Genomic DNA, 9,981 nt, shown 5'->3' on the forward strand with positions numbered 1-9,981 from the left:
GCACCTTTCCCCTGAAAGGGAAAGGACTAAAAGACAAATTACCGCGTCCTGCAATATGCTCCATGCTATCTGCATCATGCTATCGGCCTGGCAGATTTTCGCAGGAAAAAGCACGGAAATCTGTGCACTCCCCATCATTACCCCACAACCCAAGGCAGGATCAAGCGGGTGCGCTGGGATAAGCCGGGGTAAGAGCCTCGATACTGTCGCGATTAAGATTTCCGTAGGTTTTTACTAGAAAAGATGCAAGCCTTGGGTTTTTGTTACTTTTGGGCCAAGCCAAAAGTAAGAGCCCCTTCGGCGGCGGCGAGCCGAGGCAAGACTGTGCGAAGGGCAAAGAAAAGCGACTGCTTTAAGGTTCCCGCCTGCGCGGGAATGACGACCGTATTATAGCGAGCGCCTTAAACCCCTATCCGCCTATCGGCACCTTTCCCCTGAAAGGGAAAGGACTAAAAGACAAATTACCGCGTCCTGCAATATGCTCCATGCTATCTGCATCATGCTATCGGCCTGGCAGATTTTCGCAGGAAAAAGCACGGAAATCTGTGCAATCCCCTCGTTACCCCACAGCTCAAGGCAGGATCAAGCGGGTGCGCGGGGATAAGCCAGGGTAAGAGCCTCGATACTGCCGCGATCAAGATTTCCGTAGGTTTTTACAAGAAAGGATGCGAGCCTTGATTGTTTGTTTCTTTATCATCAAGGATAAAGAAAGAGCCCCTTCGGCGGCGGCGAGCCGAGGCAAGCCCGAGCAAAGGACAAAGAACAGCCAGTGCTTTAAGATTCCCGCCTGCGCGGGAATGACGACCGTATTATTACCCTACATTTCTTTACAAAAACATCCCCCTTTCCCCCTTATTTCATTACTTTTACCTTCATGGCCAAACTCATCAACCTGGACGTTTTTAAAAGATTTTTCCGCTCAGAACAGATCGGTGGATTTATATTATTAATCTGCGTTGCCATTTCCCTAATTATTGCCAATTCATCTGCTAAAGATGCTTTCATCAATTTCCTCGAAATTAAACTGGGCTTCGGTCCGGTAAACTATAGCATTTTGGCGTGGATAAACGACGCCTTAATGGCCATATTTTTCCTGCTCGTAGGACTCGAAATCAAACGCGAACTCGTAGAAGGCGAATTATCTTCTGTTAAGAGTGCGGCTTTACCCGTAATCGCTGCCTTAGGTGGCATGCTGGTTCCTGCCTTGATTTATTTCTTATTCAACAAAGGCGAAACTTCGGCATCAGGCTGGGGCATCCCAATGGCAACCGACATTGCCTTTGCCCTCGCCATTATCGCCATGTTGGGTAAAAGCGTACCCACCAGTTTAAAAATATTCCTGGCGGCTTTAGCCATTGTCGACGATCTCGGCGCCATTCTCGTCATCGCGATTTTTTATACCCACCAGATTCATTTCGAATACCTGGCCATGGCTGGGGGCATCCTCATTCTTTTAGGACTGATGAATTATTTCGGCGTAAAGAAACTCGTGTTTTACCTCATCCCGGGCATATTCCTTTGGTATTTCATTCACCACTCGGGCATCCATGCCACCATTGCAGGCGTATTACTGGCTTTCACCATCCCTACCAACGAAACAGATGAAGAATCGCCATTGGAAAAACTGGAGCATTTTTTAACCACGCCGGTAAACTACATCATTATGCCCATTTTTGCACTGGCCAATACCAATATCACTTTCCAAAAAGAAATGCTGGCCGGACTGGTTTCTCCTCTAGGCCTCGGCATTATCGTAGGCTTATTCGTGGGTAAAACCATTGGCGTAACCTTTTTCAGCTGGCTCGCCGTGAAATTAAAATGGGCCGATTTACCCACCGGAGCAGGCTGGAAACACATCTTAGGTTTGGGCATGCTCGCCGGAATCGGTTTTACCATGTCGATCTTTATTGCGCTACTCTCTTTTAGTGAGGTGCTGCATGTTTCCGAAGCGAAGTTTGCGATTTTAACCGCTTCGATCCTATCGGGTGTGGTGGGTTTTGTGTTTTTGAAATCGGTTAAAGCTCAAGGGTTAACCACAGAAGGCAATTTAACCACAGAGGACACAAAGTAAAACACAGAGGGGCCACAGAGCCCCTATCCGCCTATCGGCACCTTTCCCCTGAAAGGGAAAGAGCTAAAAGACAAATTACCGCACCCTGTAATATGCCCCATGCTATCTGCTCCCCTGCTATACGGGACTTTAAGATTCCCGCCTGCGCGAGAATGACGACCGTATTATAGCGAACGCCTTAAACCCCTATCCGCCTATCGGCACCTTTCCCCTGAAAGGGAAAGGACTAAAAAACAAATTACCGCACCCTGTAATATGCCCCATGCAATACGCTCCTTGCAATCTGCACCTCGCTATCCGGTATAGGATATGATGGAAGGAGAAAACGTTAAAGCTTTAGCACTTCCTTTCAACCTACCACTACCCCGAGGCAGCACGCCCTCCCCGATCCTTCATCGGGGGCTTGTGCTGACGACTAAAAAAGCTTTAACGAATTTATCCGACATCAGATCCAAGCCTTGATTTTTGGTTACCTTTTTATCAAGAAAAAGGTAAGAGCCCCTCGGCGGCGGTGAGCCGAGGCAAGACTGTGCGAAGGGCAAAACCTGCAAAGGCAATGCATTACGAACGCATTAAGATTGCGTCGTACCCCGTAATGACGACTGTATTATAGCGAGCGCCTTAAACCCCTATCCGCCTATCGGCACCTTTCCCCTGAAAGGGAAAGGACTAAAAAACAAATTAACGCACCCTGCAATATGCTCCATACTATCTGCACCTTGCTATCCGGCCTAGCAGATTTTCGCAGGAAAAAGCACGGAAATCTGTGCACTTCCCCTCGTTACCCCACAACCCAAGGCAGGATCAAGCGGGTGCGCTCGGATAAGACAGGGTAAGAGCCTCGATACTGCCGCAATTAAGATTTCCGTAGGTTTTTACAAGAAAAGATGCAAGCCTTGATTTTTGGTTACCTTTTTATCAAGAAAAAGGTAAGAGCCCCTCGGCGGCGGTGGACCTGTACCGATTTTTCATCGGTAGCCGAGGCAAGACTGCGCAAAGGGCAAAACCTGCCAAGACAATGCATTATGAACGCTTTAAGATTAGCTTCGCTGAGCACTTCGTGGTTCCGTCTGCGCAGGATCCGATAGCTATCTTATGACGACCGTGTTATAGCGAGCGCCTTACCCCCCTATCTGCCTATCATTTTCAAACCTTCCGCTTTACCCCTCGAGGTATGCGCTTCGAATAAAATAGATACGCATTGCGTTTTGGATGCTGCGCTTAAATAAACCAGGTCAAAACTCCTCTAACAGACTTTTATGCTTTACGCCCCACCTTTCGAGTGCATTAATGATTGGCCTCAATTCGAGGCCAATTGCGGTTAGTTCGTATTCAACCCGTAGCGGAACTTCAGCGTAGATGGTTCGCTTAACAATTTTATCTGCCTCTAATTTACGTAGCTGTAAGGTTAACATTCGCTCGGTAATATTTGGCAAACGGTTTTTTAACTCTCCAAATCTGAGTTTACCATTCATTAACCACGAACAGATCACTAAAGCCCATTGCCCGCCAATAATGTTGGCCGCATAAACTTCTAAACACTCATCAGCTAAAGCTTGTTTGTTAGCATAGTTGGTTGAGGTTTCCTTGATTTTAGACATGCTTACATTTTTTATAGTACCTTACAATTGGTGGCTAATTTACAAAATAAGCGGTTATGCATCTATTTTTGCGCTTTATAATCATCAAAATCTGTAAAAATGAAAACATTGATCGTCGTAACACATCCCAATATTAAAAGTTCCCTAATCAACAAGCGGTGGATTGAAGAATTAACTAAATACCCCGATAAATATCTAGTCCATCAACTGTATGAGGCCTATCCTGATGAAAAGATTGATGTATTGGCAGAACAAAAGCTGATTGAACAACATGATAAAATTGTATTCCAATTCCCTTATTATTGGTTCAATTGTCCCTCTCTTTTAAAAAAATGGATGGATGAAGTACTCACTCATGGATGGGCCTATGGGAGCAAAAGTGGTTTCAAATTGGCTGACAAGAAAATTGCCCTGGCCATTTCATTGGGCGTTGAAGAACACGAACTGCGTCCATCAGAAAAATATAAATACCCATTAGCAGAATTAACCCGTCCGTTCGAACTTTCCTTTCAATATGTAAAAGCCGATTACCAACCCCCATTTGCTTATTATGGAATGGAGCATAACACGTCGAAAAAATGGATAGAAGAAAGCATTCCTTTGTATTTAGACTTTTTAGATTCGTTGTAAAGTTAAATATATTGAGGTTCGTGACTTAACCGCAAAGGGCACAAAGGGGAATCGCAAAGAACGCGATTACAAGCGTTACTTTTTAGCGCCTTAACCCCCTATCCGCCTATCGGCACCTTTCCCCTGAAAGGGAAAGGACTAAAAAACAAATTACCGCACCCTGCAATACGCTCCTTGCAATCTGCACCTCGCTATCCGGCCTAGGAAATGATGGAAGGAGAAGCAGTTGAAACTTGTGCACAATCTTTCCCTAACCCAAAGAACCAAAACAGAGGCAAGAACGATTTTTCTTCGTTCCTAGCCGCTGTTGCAAATAAAGTTTCGACTAGCTTATCCGACATCAGTTCCAAGCCTTGATTTTTTGTTACTTTTTCATCAAGGAAAAAGTAAAAGCCCTTCGGTGGCTAACCGAGGCAAGACTGTGCGAAGGGCAAAACCTGCAAAAGCAATGCATTACTAACGCATTAAGATTGCTTCGTGCCTCGCAATGACGATCATATTAGTAATACTATAACCAAACATCCCCCCTTTACCCCCTCTTAACCACATAACACCGCTCAATCCCCTCAACATACCTTTCAAAATGCGCCTTATAATACCCTTTCGGTACCTGTACCCTAAAATTTACCTTACTAAAAAACCATACCAACTTATAATCCATTTCCGCTCCAAGCAAATACCACAAATACGTTTTAACCCGATCGCAAACCAAAAACAGCGCAACGCTATCGCTACCCAATTTCAACAGCTTCCCTTTCACTTTAAGCCTAAGCTGCAATTCAAAATAATCACCCTTATCCCTTAACACAAAGCTTAAAACAGGAATATCTATCGAGAAAAAAGCCAGTTTCATATCCCTCCTTACTGRCTTGCCCGCGACATTTCGAAGGCCATACGTATATAAGTAGTGTGTAAAAGGTTGCTGTACCAATAACGGTAAGGCCTTGTTCCATAGCTTAAAAATTTCGAGGTGATTAGCCTCATTAATCCTTCTAATTTCAGCCACGGTTTCTGGTTGCGCAGCGTATGCACTGAAACGTATTGAAGCAATCTTTTTCATGGCAAAGCAGATGCTGTTCAGCTCCTGCTGTTGTGGCGATACACTTATCTCCTCCACATCTTCCGCATTAAACACAAACCTTTTGTACGATTTTACCGTTTTCAGGTAAGCAGTGGCAGCATAAACATAAGGAATAAGAAAAGGATAATGGTTGCTGTGGAAATTCAGCAGATCTGTATTGGCAAAGCAGTAGCCAACACCCATCGGTGCCAAATCAGCAACGGCGTGTTTAGCCCCTGTTGCCCGCGGTACAAGCACCCGCTCCTTAACCTCCGGAAAATAATCACCAGGCCTAAATAAACCGATAAACTTTTTCTTTAATCTAATCTCCGGTCCGTTAGGTTTTTTAATAATATCTACATATTTAGATCGCTCGGTATTCACCCCGAAACATTCGGGCCAGTAATATGCGTTAAAATCGAGGCACCCCGTCCACAGCATGGCCCGCAAGGTATGGTAAGCATAACGCCCCAGGTACGTTTCGTCAGTATCTACACTACAGCTCACCAACAGATGATCGTATGCTACCTTAATGTAAACCCTTTCTGGCGCCTCATTTTTCAACTTAACATTAACGATTAACAAACCCTGCTTAAAAGAAAGCAATTTCTTTTCTACCAGGTTAGGGTTTTTAATCACCTTAAATGTGCTATGCAATTCAAGTACCGCTAACTTTAATATCCTGCTCCCCTTTTCAAAAGGCAGTTTGTAAAACTGCGAAAGTGGTTTCCCTGCAATTGTAATTGGTTTAGTCATCATACTCGTATGGGTTTACGAGTCTTGTGGTATAAAGAGACACTATAGCGGGCTCTAAATACCATCTACCGGGCTTCTCACGGCCTTGCCAACGGAATTACAATAGAGCCCATGATGCTATAGTGCGCACTAAAAGTACGCAAAATATCACCATAGGCATTAATCTATTGTCTCGTTGGCTGTTTACTGTGAGAATTTGGTAGCCGAGACTCTTTATTAACACCTAATTTATACACGAATATAACAATAAAAGTTTAGATATTCTAAAGTATTCTTTAAATAATCAAATGAAAAATACAAAAATTATTAAGTACAACTTTCACATGGTATGTTTATCAAAAAACGATCAGCGTGAAAAAGAAGTCGGAGCTTACAGAACTTGGAAAATACTTAATTTTGAAATCGGCTAACAAAGCAGAAATTTACAGAAAGACGGGTATTACTGAGTCTCGCTTAAGCCTACTAAGTAATGACGCGAGCACTAAACTTTCTGGAGAAGAACTATACTTGATAGCTCTTGCACTAGATGTTGAGCCTGGCGATATGGCCAAGACGATTTATAAAGGAGTTAAGCTAAACACTATTGCAGAGCAAGAAGCATTAGCAGCTAAAAGTAGGAAACAAAAAAGATAGTTCTTTCCAAAGAAGAACGATCCCGGCTTTGGATAAATAAGCAAAAAGTGCCACTATTACCAATAGCGACATTCAACATTAATTGCCAGCTCATTAAACTATCAGCCCACCTTTAATACGATTGAAAAAATTGTAGACTTGTACGAAAGATTATTAGCAAGCGAAAGAGAGAAAGTGGAGATATTGAAGAATAAATAGAAGAAATAACTATAAAAGTAAAAGCCCAATCAGCAGTGATTGGGCTTTTAATATTTAATCTAATTGAGCTAAAGAAAAATTAAACTAATCCTTAAGAGTTTTATTTTGTTCATCTTTCTGCTTGAATAAATCTGTTATGTCTATTGGTGGTAAATCGTAAGCACCGAACACAGAAAGACTGGTCATTTGTAGGATATGTGTTCTTAGTCTATTAATTAGTAAGTTTACAGCAGAATAATTTTGAAGATTCTTAATATGACTTTCTGGTAATTCTATATCACTTTTAATCTGAAAAATCCCTGTTCCTTCCACTAAAATCTTATAGCCAGCTTCAGGATCAGCCTCTCTGTTAATTTCTATTTTTGTAAAAGTTTGAAAAGTCCCATCATTACCGATATTATTTGAAAAATCAACGTCTATAGAATACTTTTCAAATATAGTTGAGGGATCCAGTTTCTTCTTTGAGGCTGTTGCAGGTTGAATAAAATCGAACTCACTTTTTAACAAAGCAAAGTTCAACCATATTAAAGGAGATAGCTTTGCTTTCATTAGGCTGCTTGAGTTTCTTCATATTGAACATCCCCATAATCATTTTGTGGCTTTTTATAATCAGTCTCAAATTTATAAAACCACCAGCCCTTTGGTTTAATTTCAGGGAAATCAAAAGATTTATCTTCAATAAAATTTTTATCTCTTACTTCAATATCAAATTCCAAACACAATGCAGCCTTCATTTTAGCCAAGTTAGTAAAATTTGGTAATCTATCTCCTCTAAATAATTGAGTAATATAACTAGCAGATGTACCAATGGATGATGCCAAAGCTTTTTTGGTAATCTTCTGTTCACACATGGCTTTATCAATTTCAGCCAGAAAAGAAAATGCTAATGATTGAGCTTCTAACTCTAGTCCTTCTTGTTCTGAATCAATTGATAAAATTTCATTAAAGCTATTTTTTATTTCTTCAGATGTCTTTGATGTCATATTCATATTTAGATATGCTTCTAATATTTTGTTTATCTTTTTTTGAGAGACCAGAACTTGTTGTTTTCTTAGCAACAACACTACAAGCTATTATAACAAACACTTTTTGCTCTCCTAATGTTTGTTCTTGACAATATATTCGTGGATTATTTTTCCCTTTAAATAATTTTAAAGCCCTTATATGCTCGCAACCTTTTTCAAAGTCTTCCTTATCATATAAATCCCTTGTAATTTTATCATTTAATAGCAGGTTTAATGCAAATTTGAATTTCTTTTTATATGCATCATCCTTGTTAAGGATTGCCAAAATTTCTTCAGCGTTTCTTTTGTCAACAAAGAATGCCTTTCTTCCATCTTTAGATTTCTGTAATAAAATTGCTTCTCTCTGCATACAAACTTAAGCTATTGCTTAATTAAATTCAAATTTTTATGTAAATACTTACACAATAAATACTTCAATTTTACTGATAACATTACTGAAATCTAAAAATAGATTTATTTTTCAACTAAACACAGAAACTTTTTAACATGTACAACAGAAAAAATATTACCAATTAACTCATAGAGTTAACTAATGATAGCAAATAGTATTTCTTTTCAAAATTCATTATGCGGTAATTATTAACAACATAAGAATTTAAAGATTAAGTTGACCAGAATAACGCGTTAGATTACAGAAAGTTTAATACATCCTCGTCATTAATCTTCCCACTAATCAGCATCTTTACCTCTTCCATATTTTGATAATTTGTTTTTTCAAGTGCTGCCAGTGTTTRATCACGCTCTTTTTTTTGATGATTCAAATGGTAAGCGATTACTAAATTTGCCAGAATTACAGGGTTTTTACCTAAATCGTCTTTTTCTTTTGCGATCTCTCCCAATTCTATCGCCTTTGTAAATTTCGGCTTTTGATTTCTACAACGGATAAGCTGGTATATACACTTGGATCATCTGGGTTTAGCTGTAGTGCCCTTTCATAATACGTTCTGGCCTTTACATAATTCCCTTTCATTCTTTCAACAACGCCCAAACCTACAATTGAACGACCGCTTTGATCATCCAGCGCAAGCGCTTTTTTATAAGCTTGTTCAGCACCCAGAGTATCATTGAGTTCAACGTTGACCATTCCTAAATAAGACCAACATTTAGGTGAATCGGGATGATCCTTCAAATAACGCTTCAACACACCTTTTGCTTTTTCATATTCACCTGCATAGTAAAACTCATTTACCTTTGCAATGGCTGTATTTTCTGGCCCCTTAAAAAGTTTCTTGCCAATAAAAAAAGCCACAACAAAAAATACAACAGCAATTAATTTTTTCTTCATTGATGAATATAATTAAAAAAACCTTTCAGTCTTCGGTTATATATTATCTAACTCGTTCTCTATCAATTTATACTTATCTTTTATTTCTTCACCTTGATAAAATGAGAGTAGATCATCTTTTGTTAAGGTACCTTCAATTAGAAATTTTCTCAGATATTGTTGATTAAATTCCATTAATAACATACTTTTCTCTAACTGCTTAAGGATAGACTTATTGTTTTCGATATTGTTGTAAACCAGAGTCTTTATTGTTGTAATTTCTCTAATATCTTTTATAATCCTATTTACAATCATGAAAAGTAAGTCTTTATCCAAATCAATATTTCTTGAATTCACTGCAATATCTCTTGCTAGCATATAGGCAATAGCAAGATTAGAATAATCTCCTTTTTGAGAATTAATTATTGCTACTAGGCCAACACCTGGAATATAACCTACATTTTCAAACTCCTTAAGAATAGAATGGTCGACTAAAGAAATGTCGAATACAATTAAACTGGTTTTTGAATCTCTATTAGCCTGTGCTTCGAGCAATTGGCTCCAAGCCGTATCAGTTTTGCGTGTAAACAAATCTTTCGTTTCAATATCTCCTAATCGAATACTTTTATCGAATTTGCATTCAATAGCTATTTTCAAGCTGGAATTACCATCTATTTCACAAATAATGTCTCCTGTTTTATTTCTAGGAAGCCTGCCAATATTATTGCCTGTTAGTATAGCTC

11 protein-coding genes are annotated in these 9,981 nt (G+C 39.8%); 3 read left to right on the forward strand and 8 right to left on the reverse strand.

The window, feature by feature from the left end:
• The first annotated feature begins 874 nt into the window (after positions 1-874).
• The gene (gene nhaA, locus AC1DPQ_RS07700) at positions 875-2,071 is read left to right on the forward strand and encodes a Na+/H+ antiporter NhaA (RefSeq protein WP_477581908.1); all 1,197 of its coding nucleotides are present in this window, start codon (positions 875-877) and stop codon (positions 2,069-2,071) included.
• Positions 2,072-3,306: 1,235 nt separating this feature from the next.
• On the opposite strand, the gene AC1DPQ_RS07705 is transcribed toward nhaA, so the two are convergent.
• Positions 3,307-3,672 carry a winged helix-turn-helix transcriptional regulator gene (locus AC1DPQ_RS07705; RefSeq protein ID WP_477583513.1) on the reverse strand — a complete coding sequence of 122 codons (366 nt, stop codon included), beginning with the start codon at positions 3,670-3,672 and terminating at the stop codon, positions 3,307-3,309.
• 99 nt (positions 3,673-3,771) lie between these two features.
• Between AC1DPQ_RS07705 and AC1DPQ_RS07710 the strand changes: the two genes are divergently transcribed.
• Positions 3,772-4,302: an NAD(P)H-dependent oxidoreductase gene (locus tag AC1DPQ_RS07710; RefSeq protein WP_477583511.1), complete on the forward strand. Its 531-nt coding sequence runs from the start codon at positions 3,772-3,774 to the stop codon at positions 4,300-4,302.
• Between the two features lie 529 nt (positions 4,303-4,831).
• On the opposite strand, the gene AC1DPQ_RS07715 is transcribed toward AC1DPQ_RS07710, so the two are convergent.
• On the reverse strand, positions 4,832-6,121 hold the full coding sequence (locus AC1DPQ_RS07715) for a hypothetical protein (protein ID WP_477608664.1): 1,290 nt from the start codon (positions 6,119-6,121) through the stop codon (positions 4,832-4,834).
• Positions 6,122-6,469: 348 nt separating this feature from the next.
• Here AC1DPQ_RS07715 and AC1DPQ_RS07720 point away from each other — a divergent pair, with 348 nt between their 5' ends.
• Complete coding sequence (locus AC1DPQ_RS07720) at positions 6,470-6,751, forward strand: helix-turn-helix domain-containing protein (RefSeq protein ID WP_090987004.1); 282 nt, start codon at positions 6,470-6,472, stop codon at positions 6,749-6,751.
• Positions 6,752-7,033: 282 nt separating this feature from the next.
• Here AC1DPQ_RS07720 and AC1DPQ_RS07725 read toward each other — a convergent pair whose 3' ends face one another.
• The 6 genes from AC1DPQ_RS07725 to AC1DPQ_RS07750 all read right to left on the reverse strand — a co-directional run.
• The gene (locus AC1DPQ_RS07725; protein ID WP_477608666.1) at positions 7,034-7,498 is read right to left on the reverse strand and encodes a protein-export chaperone SecB; all 465 of its coding nucleotides are present in this window, start codon (positions 7,496-7,498) and stop codon (positions 7,034-7,036) included.
• Positions 7,498-7,938, reverse strand: a complete 441-nt coding sequence (locus AC1DPQ_RS07730) for a helix-turn-helix domain-containing protein (protein ID WP_477608668.1) — start codon at positions 7,936-7,938, stop codon at positions 7,498-7,500. Before AC1DPQ_RS07730 ends, AC1DPQ_RS07725 begins: the two co-directional genes overlap by 1 nt.
• Positions 7,913-8,323 carry a hypothetical protein gene (locus AC1DPQ_RS07735; protein WP_477608670.1) on the reverse strand — a complete coding sequence of 137 codons (411 nt, stop codon included), beginning with the start codon at positions 8,321-8,323 and terminating at the stop codon, positions 7,913-7,915. Before AC1DPQ_RS07735 ends, AC1DPQ_RS07730 begins: the two co-directional genes overlap by 26 nt.
• A 280-nt stretch (positions 8,324-8,603) precedes the next feature.
• Positions 8,604-8,813 carry a hypothetical protein gene (locus tag AC1DPQ_RS07740; protein WP_477608672.1) on the reverse strand — a complete coding sequence of 70 codons (210 nt, stop codon included), beginning with the start codon at positions 8,811-8,813 and terminating at the stop codon, positions 8,604-8,606.
• A 2-nt stretch (positions 8,814-8,815) separates the two neighbouring features.
• Positions 8,816-9,259, reverse strand: coding sequence for a tetratricopeptide repeat protein (locus AC1DPQ_RS07745; protein WP_477581898.1), 444 nt, complete (start codon positions 9,257-9,259; stop codon positions 8,816-8,818).
• Positions 9,260-9,295: 36 nt separating this feature from the next.
• Positions 9,296-9,981, reverse strand: a 686-nt coding sequence (locus tag AC1DPQ_RS07750) for a hypothetical protein (RefSeq protein ID WP_477608674.1), incomplete at its 5' end; no start/stop codon positions are given.

It is taken from the genome of Pedobacter sp. 01T416_2 (genome assembly GCF_056398925.1).